The sequence below is a fragment of the Nostoc piscinale CENA21 genome, from assembly GCF_001298445.1.
Lineage (GTDB): Bacteria > Cyanobacteriota > Cyanobacteriia > Cyanobacteriales > Nostocaceae > Nostoc_B > Nostoc_B piscinale_A.
Map to the genome: position 1 here is coordinate 6,027,902 of NZ_CP012036.1, position 21,632 is coordinate 6,049,533.

Here is a 21,632-nt window from a genome sequence, read left to right on the forward strand (position 1 = left end):
AAATTTCCAACTTTTACTTTTAGTTAGAGAGTTTTATGATAATTTTCCGGGGCTAATGATTTAAGTTCAGCCCCGATAAATTTTTTGAGAGATTTGAGAGATTAGAAAATGTTCTGAAAGAAATTAAAAAAACTAATCGTTTTTCGGAGGTTCTATGCGTTTAAAAATTGGTTGAGGATTCCCCAACAGTTGTTTATTAGATAGTAACCCCCATTGGGAATGAATGGAAAATGGGGCAGCAGTTGTTGTTTGATTTTGTTCGTTAAAGTTGATTCCAAAACCCAGTTGCTGATAAATCTCGCTACTGATATTGGGGATAACTGGTGAAAGAAGATATGCTGACAGCCTGACTGATTCCAAAACTGCATAAAGCACTTTTTCTACTTCCTGCTGCTGTCCTTGTTTATATAGTGACCAAGGTGCTTGTTCATCTATAAACTTATTACTGGCTTGTACCAATGACAGAACAGCTTCGCAGGCTTGGTTGAAAGCTAGTGCTTGATATGCTTGTTGTACCTGTTCCCCTAGATGTAAGCCAATTGTTTTCAAAGGATTTGCCGCAGAAATGGTTTCATCTGAAACTGACACTTGATTGCCAGCACAGTATTTCTTCACCATGTTCAAGGAGCGATTTAACAAATTACCTAAATCATTTGCCAAATCTGCATTTAAAACGTTGATGAATCTACTTTCATTAAAGTCGCCATCTTTGCCAAATTCGATTTCCTTAAGAAAGTAATAACGAACCGCATCACTACCATATCTCTCAACTAGAGCGATCGGATCAAGGGTATTACCCAGCGCCTTCCCCATTTTTTGACCATCTTTGGTCAAAAATCCATGCCCAAATACTCTATTTGGTAACGGTAAGTCTGCCGACATTAGCATTGCTGGCCAGTAAACTGCATGAAAACGCAGAATATCTTTGCCGATTAAATGTAAGTTAATCGGCCACCATGTTGCTAAAGCGTTGGCTAAGGTTGGTTCAGCATCGGGTTCTAATAATGCCGTAACATAACCCAGCAACGCATCAAACCAGACATATAAAGTTTGGTTAGGATCACTCGGAACAGGAAAACCCCAGTCAAGATTAATCCGGGAGATGGAAAAATCTTGCAAACCTCGGCTGACAAAGCTTAAAACTTCATTGCGACGGCTTTCGGGTTGAATGAAATCTGGGTGCGATTGATAAAACTCTTCTAATTGGGTTTGGTATTTAGATAAGCGAAAGAAATAATTTTGTTCGTCTCGCCACTCAACTTCTTTATTGGTATGAATCGGGCAACGCTTACCGTCTAATAATTCTCTTTCTTCTTTAAATTCTTCGCAGGCTACGCAATACCAGCCTTTTTGCTGCCCTTGGTAGATATCACCTTTTTGCCAAACGCGCCCAAAAAATTCTTTAACAATCGCTGCATGTCGCGGCGCAGTTGTGCGACTAAAGCGATCATATTGAATGTTTAATTTCTCCCATAAGGTGACAAAACTGGGAACAATCCCATCACAAAATTCTTGGGGCGCTTTGCCTAAAGACTCTGCTGAACGTTGAATTTTCTGCCCATGTTCATCTGTACCTGTAATTAACAGGACACGATGTCCCTTGAGTCTCTGATATCTAGCCACTACGTCTGCGGCAATAGTTGTATAAGCACTTCCAATATGAGGGACATCGTTTACATAGTAGAGGGGTGTTGTCAGTGCAAATGTTTGGTCTGTTTTATCCACTAGGTTCATGCAGAATAAAAAACAAATTATTAAAACGTTTTATACTTAGTTATGAAGGCAAAACCACGCAATTATATTACATTACTATCTCTTTTTCAAAGTTCACCTTAATATTAGCAAATTTCTAGAGTTCAGAAATGTTTTGTAATAAGTACAAATTTGGCTAATTTCAGCTCTAAAAACAGAAATGAGAATTTCATAAGGTTTATCTGATGTTGTTTCTTACATAGATTGTGACCAAAAGTACAACGCTCTAAACATAGAAAAATCATCAGCTTTTATAGATAAGACATTTCTATCCTAAGACGGTCGTAGCATTAGTAAAGAAATGTAAAAATTAAATCAAGATAAACTACGATATTTTCCCAAAAATATATTTAGATATGAGTCTAAATAGCCCATTAGACATTTCTCGCTTACTTTTAGCAACTTTTTCCACACGAATGTTTCGCTATTACGAGGATCGCATTCCTCGTGATGCAAGTTTGTTAATAGTGAGCAATCATCGCAGCTTTATGGATGCCATGATTTTAATGGCAGCGTTATCAAATCCGATTCGTTTTGCTTGCCATCACTACATGGGGCAAGTGCCGATTTTGCGCGAAATTGTCACAGGACAATTAGGTTGTTTTCCGTTAGAGACAGTTGAGAATCGTCAGCAAAGCTTTTTTGCCCAGTCCCAGATGCTATTAAAGTCTAAGCAGATGGTAGGCGTTTTTCCAGAAGGCGCTGAACCAATGGTGCAATCGACTCCAGCAGATGCAGTGGGAGAATTTCAGCGCGGATTTGCCCATTTAGCGTTACGAGCTGGCGTACCAGATTTAGCAATTTTACCAATTGCGATCGCCTCTTTAGAAGAAGTCAACACCACAGCTTTTCCCCTAAAACTGTTGAGTTTATTTGACCCTTCCGAACCTTTATTTAACCAATACGGATGGCATCCATTAGTTATATATCAACGGGTAGCTGTACTCATTGGTCGCCCTTATTGGATTACAAACGAGCATCAAAGTCAATATCATGGCAAACAAGCCAAAAAAGTTATATCTGAGCTAACCCAACATTGCCACAGTGAAATTGCAAATTTACTACAACAAGGATGTTATTGATATACAACACTAAAACAGAATTTTGGAGATGACTTTGCTGGCGTTGTACTTGTAATTTTTTGCTGATTTTAGATATATATTGCTAAATATGACCTGACAGAATCTTTGTATAAGATTAAGTTATATTTACGATAATTTGATTTAATCTTTAAGTGAGTTTTTATTAGCTGAGTTATGATTTTAACAGATTTTTACCTGTAATACTGTTGAAAACTTAAACTCGCTATTTGCAACTGAGAATTGCTGTTTGTTTATGGGGATCATTTTGAAAATTAGTATCAAAAGATAATAATTGTATGCAGGTAAATCGATAAAAGTCCTCAAGAAAATTAAAGTTGTACAATGCCAGAAGTTGAGTTAAAGCCATGTTTTCTGACTCCGAAACGAGTCCAACCAGAGTATCCGCTGTTTGTTTATTTACCGGGAATGGATGGGACTGGTGAGTTATTGCGATCGCAAACATCGGGACTAGAAACTGGCTTTGATGTTCGCTGTTTGGCGATCCCCAGAAAAGACTTAACGACTTGGGAAGAGTTAACTAATAACGTCTTGGACTTAATTCATGCAGAATTAGAGAAAAGTTCCCAAAGGTCAGTTTATTTGTGTGGAGAATCGTTTGGCGGCTGTTTAGCGATGAAAGTAGCCACCAAAGCCCCGCATTTATTTAAACGGATTATTCTGATTAACCCCGCCTCAGCTTTTCGCCTGCGTCCATTTTTAGATTGGGCATCCCAGCTATCATGCTTAGTCCCAGAATCTTTGTATGATATTGGTGCATTGGGTTTATTGCCATTTCTGGCATCTTTAGAACGTATGACCAGAAGCGATCGCCACGAACTCTTAAAAACCATGCGTTCTGTCCCATCAGTAACAGTCAATTGGCGATTGGCTTTATTGCGAGAATTTGCAGTGGATAATGACCAATTACGCCGCCTCACTCAGCCGATATTGTTAATTGCTGGTGCAGGCGATCGGCTTTTACCTTCTGTGACAGAAGTGAGGCGAATAGCTGCTATTTTACCTAAATCTCAGGTTTTAATTCTTCCCAATAGCGGTCACGCCTGTTTGCTAGAGAAAGATATCAGTCTCTATGAGATTCTGCAAAACAACAACTTTTTGGAAACTCCGAATCAAAAGGTATACAAATTACCAGTGAAGGAATTAGGTTGAGCTTATAGCAGAAGGCAGGGGGTAGAGGAAGAATGTTTACTCAACACTCAGCATATAGCCCCTACGAATAGAATTCGCGGCTATAAAAACAAAGTCCGCCTACGCGGACTAACGGAAAATAAAGGGTTTTGAACCCGCACAGGCGAGTTTTGTTTGTGTGGCAGCGACTTCAGTCGCTTGGTGCAAGATATGAATATATGCCATCAACTTGTACTTGTTGGAAGATGTCAAGTTAGCCTTAGTTTCGCTACAACCAGACTAGAGCGACTGGCATAACAATGACAAACCAACCCCAAAAACAATCCGAAGTAGAAATTACTAATCAAACATCCGCTAAAGAGAAATCATCGTTATTCGACTCTTTGGCGACGACGGGTAAAACATTTTTTGATACAGCCTTGGGAGTGGGTGCAGCCGCAGCTAAACAAACACATAAGTTATTTGGACAAGCAACTCAAACTACTGGTCAAGTTGTTGATCGCCTCAGTCAAAATTGGCTGATTAGAAGGCTATCTGGGTTTTTAAATCTGAATTGGCTGATTGGTGCTAGTGAAAATGTTGACCTAGAAAAAGCAGCAGCCAGTGTTACAAAACTCAAGCAACAGCATCCCCAGGAATCGCCTAGCCAAATTTCTCACCGCATTATGCTAGACACAGCCACAAAAGCTGGGGGGATTGGATTTGCCAGTAGCATTTTACCAGGGGTAGCAGCAGCGTTATTAGCAGTTGATTTAGCTGCAACCATGAAATTGCAATCAGAAATGCTGTATAAAATTGCCGCCGCTTACGACTTAGATTTAAAAGATCCAGCCAGGAAAGGCGAAGTTTTGACAATTTTTGGTTTGGGTTTGGGTGGTAATCGTTTGTTGAAAGCCGCAGGATTGGCGTTACTGCGAAATGTGCCGTTTGCAGGTGCAGCGATCGCCACTAGTTCTAATGCTGCCTTAAGCTACTCTTTAGGCTATGCAGCTTGTCGATTTTACGAAGCCAAACTAGATGAATCTGTTTCCTTGACATCACCAGAAACTTTGGCAAACTTGAAAGCCGAAAGTGAAAATTACTTAGAAACTGCGATCGCTCAACAAGCCATCATGGATAAAATTCTTGTTCATGTAATTCTTGCCAGCCATCCCGAAAAAACCTGGGAAGAAATTTTACCAGAATTGCAAGCATTGAACCTCAGCCCCAATTCTCTGAATGCGATCGCCAATAATATCAAATCACCACAACCTTTAGATACACTACTCAATCAACTCAACCGTGATTTTGCGATCCCACTATTGGCACAATGCCAAAGAATTGCTCAACTGGACAAGCAAACAACAGGAGTAGAACAAGAAATCATTAATGCGATCGTCAATAAATTTGACATTAACACCACTGAAGTCGAGTCAATATTGAATACTGCTGATTCCAACACTAGCCTCTAGCCTCCAGTCCCTAGCCTCTATTCCTGTTCAATTTGCTCAGGATCAATACCCATTTCTCGGAGGCGTTGCTTTAATTGCTCTACCTGCTGTTCAGCTTCTTGTCGAGCTAAAGCTTCTGCATCTATTCTTTGTTGTGCTTCACGTAGTGCTTGCGCCTGTTCTGTGGGGTTCAACAACTTTTCACCTGTATCTTCTCGGTAAAAACTAATCAGTTCTCCTTCTACCTGCAACCGCAAACCCAATGGTTCACTGCGATTGTCGGTAATCAACTCATAAGAATCTTGCCGCAACCGATAACCCCGCAACTGTCCCTGCACCCATTCGCCTCTGGGGTCAAAAAGCCAATATTCTTTAACACCAAGTTGCTCGTATAAAGTCTTCTTAAATTCCTGGTCGTGATTTTTCGTCCCTGCCGAAGTCATCTCAAAAATCACAGATGGAACTTCCCCTTCTTCCCAAACTTTATAGTTATCTCGACCACCAGGCGCGACATTAAAAATTACCATTACATCTGGGGCAACGCGCAACTTAGGAAAACCTTGAGCGTAGTAGAGAAATTGATTGGCAAGGACTGTTGCTTGTTGTCCTGCTAAATACTGGCGCAGCATTTCTAGTGTCGCCAGTAATACACATAAATGAGCATAGCTTTCTGCCACTGGTTCACCATCGGAACTAGGATAGAACACTTCTGAGCGTTGATTTGGAGTCAAGGCTGAGGTCATAGTCATGCCATACAGAAGGTTGAGATGTTTCAATTATAAAAGTCAGTGGTGATTTGCCCTTTCACACTTCATACTTCATACTTCTGACTTTTCTTCACACTTCAGAATTTTGAGCAATACTGGTACAAGAAGGAATCTTTAAACAAAATCCCAAAATGGCAACAATTAAACTTAGTAATCAGCCTCTGCTGGAGTGGGCAGGCGATAGTTTGGCAATTGGATTATTTGAAGATGCGGTAGAGTTAACAGGTGAACTGGCGACTTTGAATGAAAAGTTCGCTGGCATCTTAAAAGAAGTAATTGCCGAAGAAGAATTTACAGCCAAAGCCAACAGCACTGTCTTTACTCGTGTCGCTGGCGGTGGTGCAGTTAAAAAAGTAATTTTGGTTGGCTTAGGAAAACCAGACGCACTCAAAATAGATAGTCTGCGGCGGGCGGCGGCGGCGGCGGCGAAGGTAGCCAAAAAACAAAAAAGCAAAACGCTCGGATTTAGCTTTCCCTTGTGGAATAACGACCCAGCAGCCACAGCCCAAGCGATCGCTGAAGGTGTAAAGTTAGCTTTATACCAAGATGTACGCTTTAAATCTGAACCAGATGATAAAGGAGCAAAAGTTGAAACTATCGAGTTGCTAGGCTTTGAAGGTCAAGAGGATGCGCTCAAGCGTGCCAATCAAATTGTATCTGGGGTCATTTTAGCTAGAGAGTTGGTAGCTGCCCCAGCCAATACAGTTACACCCATTACAATGGCCGAGACTGCCCAAGAAATTGCCAAAGACTACGGCTTACAATTACAAATCCTGGAAAAAGAAGATTGTGAAAAATTGGGTATGGGTGCTTTCTTAGGCGTTGCCCAAGCCTCTGATTTACCACCAAAATTCATTCACCTCACCTACAAACCAGAAGGTACACCCACCAAGAAACTAGCGATTATCGGTAAAGGTTTAACCTTTGATTCTGGGGGATTGAATATTAAAGGTGCAGGTAGCGGCATCGAAACCATGAAAATTGATATGGGTGGTGCAGCTGCAACCTTGGGTGCGGCAAAAGCGATCGCTCAACTCAAACCCGATGCTGAAGTTCACTTCATTTCCGCCGTTACCGAAAACATGATTAGCGGTCGCGCTATGCACCCAGGCGACATCCTCAAAGCTTCTAACGGCAAAACAATCGAAGTGAATAACACCGATGCTGAAGGGCGTTTAACCTTGGCTGATGCTTTGGTGTATACAGACAAATTGGGCTTAGATGCGATCGTGGATTTAGCCACCCTCACCGGTGCGAACGTTATTGCTTTGGGTGATGATATCGCCGGTTTGTACACCCCTGATGATGCCTTAGCTTCCCAGTTAGAAACAGCTGCTGGCACATCCGGCGAAAAAAATTTGGCGGATGCCAATGGAAGAAAAATATTTTGAAGGCTTGAAATCTGGGATTGCCGATATGAAAAACACCGGGCCGCGTCCTGGTGGTTCCATCACTGCTGCTTTATTCCTCAAGCAATTCGTCAAAGATACCCCTTGGGCGCACCTAGATATTGCAGGGCCAGTTTGGGCAGATAAAGAAAATGGCTACAACGGCCCTGGCGCAACTGGCTACGGTGTGCGGATGTTGGTTAACTGGGTACTTGAGCAATAAAAATAGGACTTACGCAAAAAACCTCTCAAACTCTGATTTCTCCGTGAACTCTGCGTCTCTGTGGTTCGATTTTCCGTGGCCTGTGCGTAAGTCCTAAAAAAATCAAAAATAAAAAGGCAAAAGGCTTTGTCTTTTAACTTTTGCCCTTCGGGTGACGCTCCTAACGTCGCTAACGCTGAAGCTAACGCCAGTCGGTCATGGGGGGAACCCCCATGACCGCGCTGGCTCACCTTTTTACTTTTAACTTCTCACGTGTTATCTTGGGCTTGCCGCCAAAATATGTTGCAATAATGACAAATAATGCGGAGTACTGACTACTTTTTACTGGAATCAGCACTTAGCACTCAACATAGTAATTTGGCAGTGAAAAAGTTACGGTTTTTTAACAAAGCCAATCTGGTAAAATTTGTAAGGTTTCTATAAGCTCTAAGCAATGGGATCGACTAGCGCACGGATAGCAATTGACGCAATGGGGGGGGATCACGCACCCAAAGAAATCGTTGCTGGTGCATTACGCGCCAGTGAAGAATTGGGTGTGAAAGTATTGCTAGTTGGTGATCCCCAACAAATTAAAGCTGTCATGCCGCCAAAAACTACTTTGGAGCGGGTGGAGATAGTTCCTGCTGAAGAAGCGATCGCTATGGATGAAGAGCCTTTAAATGCGGTTAGACGCAAACGCAAGGCTTCGATTAATGTAGCGATGGATTTGGTCAAAAATCAACAGGCAGACGCTGTATTTTCTGCTGGACACTCTGGGGCAGCTATGGCATCAGCATTGCTGCGTTTAGGAAGATTGCCAGGAATTGATCGCCCAGCAATTGGTACAGTTTTCCCCACGATTATGGCTGGCAAGCCAGTATTGATTTTGGATGTCGGTGCAAATGTAGACTGCCGCCCTAAATTTTTAGAGCAGTTTGCTGTGATGGGTTCAATTTACAGCCAATATGTTTTGGGAATGGATGCACCAAAGGTAGGCTTACTCAATATTGGCGAAGAAGATACCAAGGGTAATGAGCAAGCACTCCGCGCCCATCAACTACTGCGGGAAAATTCTAGTATCAATTTTATTGGTAATGCCGAAGGACGAGATGTACTGTCCGGCCAATTTGATGTAATTGTCTGTGATGGCTTTGTGGGCAATGTGTTACTCAAATTTGCCGAATCTCTGGGAGGAGTAATTCTGCAAATCTTACGTGAAGAACTTCCCCAAGGCTTGCACGGACAAATTGGGACTGCCCTTTTAAAACCAAATCTCAAGCGAATTAAGCAACGGATGGATCATGCGGAGCATGGAGGTGCTTTACTGTTAGGTGTGGCTGGAGTTTGTTTTATCGGTCACGGTAGTTCACAAGCACCTTCAATTTTTAGTGCAATACGTATGGCAAAAGAAGCAGTTGATAACCAAGTGCTGCAAAGACTTCAATCGCAGTACGAAATCCTACAGCGTGAGAACGGTTAGTCATAGTTTAATTGTCATCCGTGATTTGTCCTGAAAAGGATGAATGATGAAAACGCTGAGAGCTTGGGAGAGCAGGAGTGCAAAAGTTAGGCATAGCATTTACAGGAAGTGGCTCGGCAGTTCCCGAAACTTCCCTCGACAACCAGGCACTAACAGCACTGGTTGAAACATCAGATGAATGGATTACCACAAGAACGGGTATTCGTCAACGACGAGTATCACTTTCGTTAGGTTCATTGACTGAATTGGCGGCAGCAGCAGGGGAAAAAGCGATCGTCGCCGCCGGCATTCAAGCTACTGACCTGGATCTTATTTTGCTGGCAACATCTACCCCAGATGATTTGTTCGGCACGGCTTGTAAAGTCCAAGCGCAGTTAGGCGCAACCAAAGCAGTAGCATTTGACTTAACCGCCGCTTGTTCTGGCTTTGTATTTGGGCTGGTAACGGCTGCTCAATACATCCGCACAGGTGTATATCAGAATGTACTGTTGATTGGGGCAGACATCCTCTCTCGTTGGGTAGATTGGCAAGACCGTAAAACTTGCGTGTTATTTGGTGATGGGGCAGGTGCGGTAGTATTACAAGCAGCCGAAAGCGATCGCTTGCTAGGATTTGCCCTTAAAAGTGACGGCACCCTAAATCATCAGCTCAATCTTGGCTATGCAGCGTCTCCCCAAGAACTACTCCCAGGCATCAACATTTCTCAAGGCACTTACCAACCCATCACCATGAATGGCAAAGAAGTCTATCGCTTTGCTGTCCAAAAAGTGCCAGAAATTATTGATAAAGCTTTGTTTGAAGCAAACTTGACTGTCGAGCAAATAGATTGGCTAGTTCTACATCAAGCTAATCAACGCATTCTAGATGCTGTCGCCCAACGTCTAGAAATTCCCGAACAAAAAGTTATTAGTAACCTTGCCAATTACGGCAATACCTCCGCCGCTTCTATTCCTCTCGCCTTAGATGAAGCAGTGCAACAAGGCAAAATCAAACCCAATGACATCATTGCTGCATCCGGCTTTGGCGCAGGTCTGACCTGGGGTGCAGCCATCTTCCAGTGGGGAAGATAAGTATTAATAAGTAAAAAGTAAACAGTAAAAACGTAAAAATTTTTACTTTTGCTTTTTCCCTTTTGACTTTTTAATTGACTATTGACCAATGACTAAAACTGTATGGGTGTTTCCCGGACAAGGTTCCCAAGCACTGGGAATGGGAACAGACTTATTAGATATACCAGGTGCTAAAGCAAAATTTACTCAAGCTGAAGAAATCTTAGGCTGGTCTGTTAGCGATATCTGCCAAAACCAAGAAGAAAAGCTAGGACAGACTCTTTATACTCAGCCTTGTCTTTACGTAGTGGAAAGTATTCTCGCTGATTTGATGCGGGAACGGGGGTATCAACCAGATTTGGTTGCTGGCCATAGTTTAGGTGAGTACATTGCCCTTTACGTTGCTGGGGTTTTTGAGTGGTCAGCAGGCTTACGTTTAGTTAAAAGCCGTGCTGAACTGATGGATAGTGCTGCTGGTGGAATGATGGCGGCTTTGATGAACTTTGACCGCGAACAATTAGATACAGTTATCGCCGCTACACCAGATGTAGTTTTGGCAAATGATAACAGTCCAGGACAAGTGGTCATCTCTGGAACTCCTGACGCAGTACAAGCGGTAATGTCGCAAGTTAAAGCCAAACGTGCCACACCATTAAAAGTTTCTGGGGCGTTTCACTCACATTTAATGTCGGCTGCTGCTAATGAGTTCCAAGAAATCCTTGAGACAGTAGAATTTCAGCCTGCGACTGTACCTGTAATGTCCAATGTCGAACCTACACCCGCCACTGACGCAGAAATTTTAAAACAGCGTCTCACGCAACAAATGACTGGTTCAGTACGTTGGCGAGAAATTTCGCTGCAATTACCAGCTAACAAAATTGAACAAGTCATAGAAATTGGCCCTGGCAATGTTTTAACTGGGTTAATTAAACGCACCGTTACTGATTTAATCTTAAAGAACGTTCGTAATGCTGCTGAATTACCAGAATAGGGAGTAGGGACGAAAAAATCAAAAGTTAAAAGGCAAAAGTAAAAAATATACTCACTTTTAATTTTTAATTTTGAGTTTGTGAAGGGTATTCCAAAAAAGAAGTTATCCCATTTGTTTACTACCTCTATCCCCCTTGTCTTCCTTGTCCCCCTTCTAAATAATGGGATAAGTCCCTACTTCCCACTCACCACTCACCACTCCCAAATGACCTATGTCTCGCAGTCGTGAACCGTTAATCAGTCTGGCGCTTTACCACGCTTTCAAATGGTCGATTGTCAGCCCCATGCTTCATGCTTACTTTCGCGGGAAGATTTATGGGGTCGAAAATGTGCCGCAATCAGATCCTTTGGTAGTTGTGAGTAATCATGCTAGTTACTTTGACCCGCCAATTGTTTCTAATTGTGTGCGCCGTCCGGTAGCATATATGGCGAAACAAGAGTTATTTGAAATTCCGGTTTTGGCGCAAGCTATTAAGTTGTATGGTGCTTACCCGGTGAGTCGCGGTAGTGCCGATCGCAATGCCATTCGTGCCGCTTTAGAATGTTTAGAAAATGGTTGGGCTGTAGGAGTGTTTTTACAAGGGACTCGCACACCTGATGGCAAAATCACTGACCCCAAAAAAGGCGCAGCACTCTTAGCCGCAAAAGCTCAAGCACCGATTTTACCTGTGAGTTTGTGGGGAAGCGAAGGAATTTTAGAAAAAGGTTCATCAATACCGCGTGCTGTTCCCCTAACTATTAGAATTGGACAGGTAATTGACCCACCAAGTTCTACTAACAAAGACGAATTAGAGCGTGTAACCCAAAAGTGTACACAAGTAATCAACGACATGCACGATTTAGGACGTTGATGAGAAATATGCTTTTAGGTAGTAGCGATCGCCACTGTATTTTTATATGTTGCTAATGTCTACTAGCGATCGCTAAACTAACTAATTTTTAAAATATTATATGACAGGCTTTGATGCCAAGAATTTTTGGAATCGCTTGAATAATTCAGCGTTAGTTCGCTTTTTGTTGTTAGTGGCCGCTGGCTGGGCTTTCGTACAACTTTTAGCATACTTTGAAGTCGTAATTGTTATTTTTACATTTGCTGCAATTTTAGCCTTCTTACTCAGTTATCCTGTATATTGGTTGCGGCGGTTTTTACCTCACGGGGTAGCTGTGATTGTTGTCTTCTTACTCAGTATTGTGATTTTAGGCGGATTATTAATCACAGTTGGTATAGCGGTTTTATCCCAAGGACAGCAGCTAATCGATAGTATTTCTGGATTTTTAATTTCTCTTGCTCCTTTTTTAGAAAGATTAGAAGAATTTCTTCGGAACCGCAACCTGCAAATAGACTTGAGTGTAATTGAAGAACAATTGCGGAATCAAGCTATATCAGGTTTAGTCACTAGCCTAGCTTTTTTACAACAGTTATTAACTAATTTTGTTACTTTTATTTTAATTGCTGTTGTAGCGTTCTTCATGCTGCTAGATGGCGAGAAACTGTGGAATTTTATTTTAAAAATAGTACCTAAACAACGCCGCATAAGATTTACAAATATCATTAGAAGGAGTTTTTTGGGTTTCTTTCGCGGTCAGTTATTATTGAGTTTATTTTTAACAATAACTACTTTTATTGTCTTTGTAATTTTGCAAGTTCCTTTTGCTTTATTATTATCTGTAATTGTAGGCTTTTTAGATATCATTCCAGGTATAGGAGCAACTCTAGGTGTTAGTACAATTACTTTAATTGTATTATCTCAAAATGTTTGGCTGGCATTAAAAGTATTTATTGCCTGTATTATCCTTCAGCAAATTCAAGACAATTTAATTGCACCTCGGATTATGCAAGGTGCGCTAAATCTCAACCCGGTTGTTGTATTTTTTGCCTTATTAGTAGGTGCCAGAGTTGCAGGCTTATTAGGAGTTTTTATTTCTATTCCCATTACGGGAGTAATTGTATCTTTATTTGAAATTGATGAGATGAAAGCTGAGGTTTAGTCAAGAATCATTTGTCCTTTATATTCAGAGCTTACGCACAAAGATGGTCTGTGAAAAATGAGCTATAAGCTAATCGTCATTTAAATTGCATCATGTTAATGGTAATAAAAGCTGAAGAAGCCCTCTCCCTTGCCCCCTGTTCCCTGCGGCCTCAATGTGATTTCTTAAATGTTTAACAGCTTACCCTTCACCCTCTTCCAAACCCTTAATTTTTCGTTTTTTTGCGTAAGTCCTAGTGATATCCGAACCTCTACAGGGTAAATGTCCGTAATAGCTATCGAGGGAAATTTTCAATTAATTTAAATTACAGGTAGCAAAGACCATGCTTTAGCACCATTATGGAGTATCTCAAGCAGTAACAATAAAGTTAGTACACGGGAATTTCCTCCTAGCTGTAAAAACTTTAGAGATATTTGTCACGACTAAGCAAAAATTCGGCTTCTTAAATTTAGGTTGCGATTATGCGATTGTCCAAAATAACCCGTTCTATACGTAGACTTAGTACCCATATTTTCGCCATATTTTTGGGAGTCTTGCTCACGGTTAGCACTTTGCAGGTGTTACCTTCCCTGGCGGAACCTGCACCCAGTTCAGTTAAGGTTGATGATACACCAGAACTAATTGCCCAAAAACAATCACCAGCGACTGCGGCTATTGGTAATAGTAGTTTTGTGACGGCGGCGGTGAATCGAGTCGGTCAAGCAGTGGTGAGAATTGACACAGAACGCACAATTACGCGTCGCCGTGTTGACCCATTTTTGGAAGACCCATTTTTCCGGCAATTTTTTGGTGATGGTTATTCTCAACAATTACCACCAGAACAACTGCGTGGTTTAGGTTCGGGATTCATTATTGATAAAAGTGGTTTGATTTTAACTAATGCCCACGTTGTAGATAAAGCCGATAGAGTCACAGTCCGCCTCAAGGATGGTCGTACCTTTGATGGCAAAGTTCAAGGTATTGACGAAGTGACAGATTTAGCGGTGGTCAAAATTAACGCTGGGAAAGATTTACCCGTTGCACCATTGGGTTCTTCTAATGCTGTACAAGTGGGAGACTGGGCGATCGCAGTTGGTAATCCTTTAGGTTTTGATAATACAGTGACTTTAGGCATTGTCAGCACACTCAAGCGTTCTAGCGCCCAAGTGGGAATTTCTGATAAACGCCTAGACTTCATTCAAACTGACGCAGCCATTAACCCTGGTAACTCTGGTGGCCCTTTGTTGAATGAACGTGGTGAAGTAATTGGGATTAACACCGCGATTCGTGCTGATGCGATGGGTATTGGTTTTGCGATTCCCATTGATAAAGCTAAAGCGATCGCCACCCAACTGGAAAGAGATGGTAAAGTTGCTCACCCCTACTTAGGTGTGCAGATGGTTACCTTAACCCCAGAATTAGCGAAACAAAATAACAGTGACCCAAATTCTACATTTGAAATTCCAGAAGTGAACGGAGTTTTAGTGATGCGAGTTGTCCCCAATTCCCCAGCCGCTAAAGCTGGTATTCGCCGTGGTGATGTCATCCTGCAAATAGAGGGCCAACCAATTACCAATGCTGAACAGTTGCAAAACTTTGTGGAGAATAGCAATCTTGGTCAAGCTTTACAAGTAAAAATCCAAAGAGGTAGTCAAACACAACAGTTATCAGTACGCACCGCTGAGTTACAAAACGCTACTTCGTAAGTTCTAATTTCAGATATCTGAAAATGGGGGTAGGCGCAGGCTTATTCCCATATTTTTTTGAGTGATGGCAGTTTTGATATAAGAATGAAAGAGACACGGGAGACGAGGGAGACAAGGAAGAAAGATGTTTGTAAATCATTTTTTATCAACACATATCTTGCACCTAGCCCTGAGGAATGGAATTCGCGGCTATAAAAACCAAGTCCGCCTATCGCGCTTGCGCTGCGCTTGGCGCACCACGCGGACTAACGTCAAGTCACGAGTTTTGAACCCGCGCAGGCGGGTTTTGTTCGTGTAGCCGACCCAGTGCGTTGGGCGGGTTCCCCGACTTGAAGCATCTGGCGTGCGACTTCAGTCGCTTGGTGCAAGATGTGAATCAAGTTGCTTGCAGAAATAGTATTACTAATCCCTACTCTCAAGTCACTGCAACTTAGTATGAACCATCTTGGTTTATGACTTTAGTCACCTTATAATCAGGACTTTTTTCACATCCGAATTTTTGCTGAGTTTTCTAAACTGAATATGAAAGTTAACCAGCAATATTATTGAGAATTTGAAAAAAATTTATACCAGGATTATGGTGTAAATACTTTAATTATAAGTGAAATTCCGTAAAAGGAAACACTGTTATTTCAAAGTATTTTCTCTGGTCTGCTCATGGTTGTAATTTACAAATTCTTCAATAAGGCTGTAGATAACTCAACAAAAGGAAACTTCAGGAGATGTGAAAATGATGAAACGTATTCTTGCTGGAGCTTTACTAGCTTTACCACTCTCAATATTTGCTGTGCAAACCCAAGCATCAGCAGCACCGGTGATTATCAGACGTGATAACTACCGAACTGTTGTTGTACCTAAACCTGTTGGACGTAAACCTGTTGTTGTCCGCAAAGTTGTTCGCCAGAGATGGGTTCCAGCGCACTGGGAAAGAACACCACGCGGTCGGCGCTGGGTTCCTGGTCGCTACGAAAGATATTAATTAGTGGTTTGTGATTACAGCTGTAATAAAGTTGCATAATAGCAAATATAAACTGGGTGCAAATACTGTAACTAGATAGAACAATAAGCAATTGCTGAAATAGTTGGTTATTTGAGCTTTAGACTAACAAATCCTTGGAATATGTTGGTCTATTTTTTTAGTATCATTTATTTCTATGACTTACTGAGATGCTATCGATTGGGGAACATCTAACCAATAAACCCTTTTACAATCTAAGGGGTAATCCAAACAATCCACTAATGCTATACAGAAGATTTGGACGCACAGAATTACAAATGCCGGTGTTTTCTTGCGGCGGTATGAGATACCAGTTCAAATGGCAAGATGTTTCTTGGTCAGATATTCCTTCAGATAACCAGAAAAACATCGAAGCTACAATTCACAGAGCCATCGAACTCGGTATTAATCATATTGAAACTGCTCGTGGTTATGGTAGCTCGGAAATGCAATTGGGGAAAATTCTGCCCAAGTTTCCGCGAAAACAATTAATTGTCCAAACTAAAGTTTCACCAGTAGCTGATGCAAAAGAATTCCGCAAAACATTTGAAAAATCGCTCAAGTATCTTCAGTTAGATTATGTAGACCTGTTTAGTTTGCATGGAATTAATAATGCTGAATTACTAGACTATGGCATTCGTCCTGGCGGTTGTTTGGAGGTTGCAAAACAATTACAAGCTGAGGGCAAAGTCAGATTTATTGGCTTTTCTACTCACGGTGCTACAGATTTAATTATGCAGGCAATTAATACCAATCAATTTGATTATGTAAATCTGCATTGGTACTACATTAATCAATGGAATTGGCCTGCTATTTTAGCTGCTAATCGCCTGGATATGGGCGTATTTATTATTAGTCCTTCTGATAAAGGAGGAAAGCTATATAACCCACCACAAAAATTAGTGAATCTTTGTGCGCCGTTGAGTCCGATGGTGTTTAATGACTTGTTTTGTCTGAGTCATTCTCAGGTGCATACCTTGAGTTTAGGTGCAGCCAAACCCCAAGATTTTGATGAACATTTGAAGACTTTAGCGTTATTAGATGAATCTTCCGAAATTTTACCACCAATTTTAGCGAGACTAGAAGAAGAAGCGATCGCTTCTCTCGGCGAAGATTGGGTAAAAACTTGGCATATCAACTTACCAACCTGGGAACACACTCCCGGCGGTATAAATATCCCAATGATTTTGTTGTTATGGAATTTAGCCAATGCTTACGATTTGGTAGACTATGCCAAAACCCGTTACAACCTCATGGGTAATGCTAGTCATTGGTTTCCAGGAAACAAAGCAGATAAACTCCACGAAGTAGATTTACGCCAGTGTCTTATCCTGAGTCCGCACGCCCAGAAAATTCCCCGAATTTTGGCAAAAGCCCATGAAATGTTGGGTGGAGAGGAAGTGAAGCGATTGTCACAACAATAGATATGGCGTTTCATAATTTGCTGAAATACTAATTATCCGAGTTGATCTGTGTCCATCCTCTTCTACTGGCAGTTAAAGTAACACCAAAAACTAAATTATCCTAAAATTGCGCCTAGTAGAGTGCGTCAGTTTAAGACATTTCGTCATATCAGAAAATGATGCACTCTACATTTTAAATATTTTTTAATCATTTCTCAATTCTTTATTTGTTGTGACTGACACACTGGAAAGCCACTACATTAAATTTATTTTTATTTTTTTTATAAAATAAAACATTGATTTTTCTCTGAGCAATGTATTAATAGCACCATCAAAAGTACTTGAAAATTTTCCGATATTAAGGATAAGATACTCAAGCGTTAAAACGTTTTTTGCCAAGCATACAAATGCTTAATTTAGCACAAATAAGAGCTAAATTAGGCTTACTGTCTCATGTTTAAAAAGCTTATTAATTTAGACATCAAAAATTAAATTAATTAGTTGATTGCTTGACACAAGAAAAAAGATCGGTGCTGTCAAACTTTTTTTTAATATACTTCTGAGGCTGCGTAGATTTATGGCAATTATTACGGGTGACAGTGGTAATAATATACTTCCAGGCACTCCAGACAACGATATTATTAGAGGTCTTGGAGGCAACGATCAACTCAACGGTGGAGCTGGAGACGACATCCTAGATGCGGGATTAGGAACAGCAGACGAAGTAGATGGCGGAATTGGGATTGATACTGTCGTCATTGATTACTCCAGCTTGTCAACCAACATCACTAGATTGGGGAATTCCTATATCACCACAGGTAACCGCACATTCTACAGCAACATTGAGCAGTTCAACATCACAGGTGGTAGTGGTAACGACCAACTGTTTGGTGGAGTATTGAACGATATTCTCAACGGTGGTGCTGGGAATGATGAACTCAATGGTGGCGCGGGTAATGATGTACTCAATGGTGGTGCTGGTGACGATTTAATTACCAAAGGAGCCGGAGCAGATACAGTCGATGGTGGCACAGGAATCGATACTCTTGTGGATGCCGATTTCTCTGGTGACACCACAGGTAGAACCTTAACTATCACAGGTAGCACCCTCGCCACCATCGTTTCTGGTGGCAACACTTATCAAGGTTTGGAGTTTTTACGCAACATCACTGCTGGTAGTGGTAATGACAACATTCGTCAAGCCACGACAATTCAGGAAAATAACCAACTTAATGGTGGAGCCGGAGACGACATCCTGGGTGCGGGATTAGGAACAGCAGACGAAGTAGATGGCGGAATTGGGATTGATACTGTCGTCATTGATTACTCCAGCTTGTCAACCAACATCACTAGATTGGGGAATTCCTATATCACCACAGGTAACCGCACATTTTACAGCAACATTGAGCAGTTCAACATCACAGGTGGTAGTGGTAACGACCAACTGTTTGGTGGAGTATTGAACGATATTCTCAATGGTGGTGCTGGGAATGATGAACTCAATGGTGGCGCGGGTAATGACATTATTACTCAAGGAGCCGGAGCAGATACAGTCGATGGTGGAGCAGGGGTTGATACTCTTGTGGATGCCGATTTCTCCGCAGATACCACAGGTAGAACCTTGATTATCAATGGTAGTACCTTGGCGACTCTGGTTTCTGGTGGCGACACTTATCAAGGCTTTGAATTTTTCTTGAATGTCACAGCTGGCAGTGGTAACGACACGATTCGCTTTACTTCTGCCACTCCGGCCGATAACAATATTAGAGGCGGTGCAGGTAATGACACAATTGAGGCTGGTGCAGGTAATGACACCCTTGATGGTGGTACAGGAAACGATATACTCAACGGTGGTACAGGAAACGATACCTATGTAGTAGATAGTGTGGGAGATGTAGTGATTGAAACCTCGACATCAGCCACAGAAATAGATACTGTGCGTTCTTCAATTAGCTACACTCTAGGTGCGAATCTGGAAAACTTGACCTTAACTGGTACAGCCGCCATCAATGGTACAGGAAATAGCTTAAATAATACGATCGCAGGTAATAGCGGTAACAATATTCTCAATGGTGGTGCTGGTAACGACAGCCTGAATGGCGGAACTGGAAGTGATACGCTAATTGGTGGCACTGGTAATGATAACTATGTAGTTAATAGTACTGGTGATGTGGTAACTGAAAACCTCAACGAAGGCACAGATACAGTCCAATCATCTATCAGCTACACTCTAGGGGCGAATCTGGAAAACTTGACCTTAACTGGTACGTCAGCCATCAATGGTACAGGAAACAGTTTAGCCAACACTATCACAGGTAATAGTGCCAGTAATACTCTGAATGGTGAAACTGGAAATGATACCTTAATTGGTGGCGGTGGTAACGATACAATTTTGGGTGGTGATGGTAACGATACCCTCAATGGTTTTGGTAGTGAGCTTGGTAGATCAACAAGAGACAGTCTTACTGGTGGTAACAACAGCGATTTATTTATCCTGGGTAACAGTAGTGCTGTTTTCTACAACGATGGCAATAACACCAATGCTGGTCTAAATGATTACGCTTTGATTACGGACTTCAACGTTGCTGAAGATAGAATCCAACTCAGAGGTACAGCAAGTTCTTACTTCCTGGGAACATCACCAATCACTGGCATCACAGGAACATCTATTTACTTTGATAGTAATGGTAATGGAACTTTCAACGCTACTGATGAATTGATTGCGATCGCACAAGGAATTTCAGGACTAAACTTGACAGCCAGCTATTTTAGTTATGTGTCCTAATCCCTAGAAATTTGGATCATTAAGCTTTGAAACCTTGTGGCGCAAATCACAAGGTTTCAAATGAAGCATGAAGACTAAAATTTCCGATTTTAGTCTTTATTCTGTTTCTTTATTTGCCTGTGTTTTATCAATCATTGGCACAACTAAAACCTTATCGACTCGATTACCATCCATATCCATCACCTCAACCCGCATCCCTTCCCATTCAAAATGATCGGCGGCGGCGGGGATGCGGCCTAAATGGGTAATGACAAAACCTCCCAATGTTTGATAGCTACCACGTTCGTCAGATTCCCATTCTTCCATCTCAAAAATTTCAAAAAACTTTTCTACAGGTAACATACCGTCCAACAGCCAAGAACCATCTTCTCTCTGCACATATTGGGGTTCATCTTCGTCGAGATCGGCGGGAACATCGCCGACAATTTCGCTCATAATGTCGTTAAGAGTGACTAATCCTTGAATTACGCCGTATTCATCCACCACAATTGCCATGTGGGTGATAGTTTGCTTGAATAACTCCAACACTTTCAAGCCACGGGTGCTTTCTGGGACAAATACAGGTTGACGCAATCCTACTGTTAAATCTAAAGCTTCATTACGAAAACTGCGAGCGAGTAAATCAGTGACAGGGATGATCCCCAGAACATTATCAAGGCCTCCCTGACAAACTGGATACCGGGAATAACCATTTTCAGTCATTTTTTGACGGTTTTCTTCGGCGGTGTCTTCTAAGTCTAGCCAGATGATATCAGGGCGGGGTGTCATAAAAGAACTAACAGGGCGATCGCCTAAACGAAACACCCGTTCTACCATATCCTGTTCGGCTTCTTCAAAGGTTCCGGCTTCTGTACCTTGCTCAATCAAGATTTTAATTTCTTCTTCTGTGACTTGTGGTTCTTCCGAAGGGGTAATTCCTAAAAGCCGCAATACCAATTCTGTAGAAGCACTTAATAAATGTACTGCTGGAGAAGCTATAGCCGCTAAAGCCCGCATTGGTATAGCAACAAACGCCGCAATTCTTTCTGGGTTGTTTAATGCCAACCGCTTCGGCACTAATTCCCCAATAATCAAAGATAAATACGTAATAATTAAAACGACTATCCCAAAAGATAATGGTTCGCTGTAGGGAGCTAAAAAGGGGATAAGTTTTACATAGATTGCCAGACGGTTAGCAATTGTCGCTCCCCCAAAAGCACCGGTCAGGATACCAATCAAGGAAATTCCGACTTGAACGGTAGATAAGAAATTATTGGGAGACTCTGCTAGTTTCAATGCTGCTCTGGCTCTAGCATCTCCTTGATTAGCAAGCTGCTGAAGCCTGACCTTCCGCGCTGAGACAACAGCCATCTCCGACATCGAGAAGATCCCGTTGGCAATAATTAGAAGCAAAATGATTAAAATTTCAGAAGTGATGGAGGACATGTTTGGATTTGCCGCTATAGGGAGCGAACTATGCTTAACCCCTAGTATCTAGTATTAAA

The 21,632-nt window shown here is 41.7% G+C and carries 15 protein-coding genes and 1 pseudogene; 13 read left to right on the forward strand and 3 right to left on the reverse strand.

The window, feature by feature from the left end; genetic code table 11:
* Nucleotides 1–132 precede the first annotated feature (132 nt).
* A complete protein-coding gene (gene metG / locus ACX27_RS25770; RefSeq protein WP_062296616.1) occupies nt 133–1,734 on the reverse strand; it encodes a methionine--tRNA ligase in 1,602 nt (533 codons plus the stop codon).
* A gap of 374 nt (nt 1,735–2,108) precedes the next feature.
* On the opposite strand from metG, the gene ACX27_RS25775 reads away from it, so the two are divergent.
* The 3 genes from ACX27_RS25775 (at nt 2,109) to ACX27_RS25785 (ending at nt 5,434) form a co-directional block, all read left to right on the forward strand.
* Nucleotides 2,109–2,834 (forward strand): lysophospholipid acyltransferase family protein, encoded by a 726-nt coding sequence (locus tag ACX27_RS25775; protein WP_062296617.1) that lies wholly within the window; start codon nt 2,109–2,111, stop codon nt 2,832–2,834.
* A gap of 342 nt (nt 2,835–3,176) precedes the next feature.
* On the forward strand, nt 3,177–4,004 hold the full coding sequence (locus ACX27_RS25780) for an alpha/beta fold hydrolase (protein WP_062296618.1): 828 nt from the start codon (nt 3,177–3,179) through the stop codon (nt 4,002–4,004).
* Nucleotides 4,005–4,282: 278 nt separating this feature from the next.
* Entirely contained in the window at nt 4,283–5,434 is a 1,152-nt protein-coding gene (locus ACX27_RS25785) for a hypothetical protein (RefSeq protein WP_062296619.1), read from the forward strand.
* Between the two features lie 17 nt (nt 5,435–5,451).
* Here ACX27_RS25785 and ACX27_RS25790 read toward each other — a convergent pair whose 3' ends face one another.
* Nucleotides 5,452–6,156 (reverse strand): Uma2 family endonuclease, encoded by a 705-nt coding sequence (locus tag ACX27_RS25790; protein ID WP_062296620.1) that lies wholly within the window; start codon nt 6,154–6,156, stop codon nt 5,452–5,454.
* 155 nt (nt 6,157–6,311) lie between these two features.
* Here ACX27_RS25790 and ACX27_RS25795 point away from each other — a divergent pair.
* From ACX27_RS25795 to ACX27_RS32000, 10 genes and pseudogenes are all read left to right on the forward strand, one after another.
* Nucleotides 6,312–7,791: pseudogene (locus tag ACX27_RS25795) on the forward strand (leucyl aminopeptidase).
* A gap of 433 nt (nt 7,792–8,224) precedes the next feature.
* On the forward strand, nt 8,225–9,250 hold the full coding sequence (gene plsX, locus ACX27_RS25800) for a phosphate acyltransferase PlsX (protein WP_062296621.1): 1,026 nt from the start codon (nt 8,225–8,227) through the stop codon (nt 9,248–9,250).
* 77 nt (nt 9,251–9,327) lie between these two features.
* Nucleotides 9,328–10,320 (forward strand): beta-ketoacyl-ACP synthase 3, encoded by a 993-nt coding sequence (locus ACX27_RS25805; RefSeq protein ID WP_062296622.1) that lies wholly within the window; start codon nt 9,328–9,330, stop codon nt 10,318–10,320.
* A gap of 88 nt (nt 10,321–10,408) precedes the next feature.
* The gene (gene fabD / locus ACX27_RS25810) at nt 10,409–11,290 is read left to right on the forward strand and encodes an ACP S-malonyltransferase (RefSeq protein ID WP_062296623.1); all 882 of its coding nucleotides are present in this window, start codon (nt 10,409–10,411) and stop codon (nt 11,288–11,290) included.
* A gap of 211 nt (nt 11,291–11,501) precedes the next feature.
* Complete coding sequence (locus ACX27_RS25815) at nt 11,502–12,140, forward strand: lysophospholipid acyltransferase family protein (protein WP_062296625.1); 639 nt, start codon at nt 11,502–11,504, stop codon at nt 12,138–12,140.
* 100 nt (nt 12,141–12,240) lie between these two features.
* Nucleotides 12,241–13,278 carry an AI-2E family transporter gene (locus ACX27_RS25820; RefSeq protein ID WP_062296627.1) on the forward strand — a complete coding sequence of 346 codons (1,038 nt, stop codon included), beginning with the start codon at nt 12,241–12,243 and terminating at the stop codon, nt 13,276–13,278.
* 461 nt (nt 13,279–13,739) lie between these two features.
* On the forward strand, nt 13,740–14,963 hold the full coding sequence (locus ACX27_RS25825; protein ID WP_062296629.1) for an HhoA/HhoB/HtrA family serine endopeptidase: 1,224 nt from the start codon (nt 13,740–13,742) through the stop codon (nt 14,961–14,963).
* A gap of 730 nt (nt 14,964–15,693) precedes the next feature.
* Nucleotides 15,694–15,942 (forward strand): hypothetical protein, encoded by a 249-nt coding sequence (locus ACX27_RS25830; RefSeq protein ID WP_062296631.1) that lies wholly within the window; start codon nt 15,694–15,696, stop codon nt 15,940–15,942.
* Nucleotides 15,943–16,202: 260 nt separating this feature from the next.
* Nucleotides 16,203–17,384 (forward strand): aldo/keto reductase, encoded by a 1,182-nt coding sequence (locus tag ACX27_RS25835; protein WP_062296633.1) that lies wholly within the window; start codon nt 16,203–16,205, stop codon nt 17,382–17,384.
* Nucleotides 17,385–17,940: 556 nt separating this feature from the next.
* Nucleotides 17,941–20,148, forward strand: a complete 2,208-nt coding sequence (locus ACX27_RS32000) for a beta strand repeat-containing protein (protein WP_062296634.1) — start codon at nt 17,941–17,943, stop codon at nt 20,146–20,148.
* 96 nt (nt 20,149–20,244) lie between these two features.
* Here ACX27_RS32000 and ACX27_RS25845 read toward each other — a convergent pair whose 3' ends face one another.
* A complete protein-coding gene (locus tag ACX27_RS25845; protein ID WP_062296637.1) occupies nt 20,245–21,573 on the reverse strand; it encodes a hemolysin family protein in 1,329 nt (442 codons plus the stop codon).
* Nucleotides 21,574–21,632: the final 59 nt, after the last annotated feature.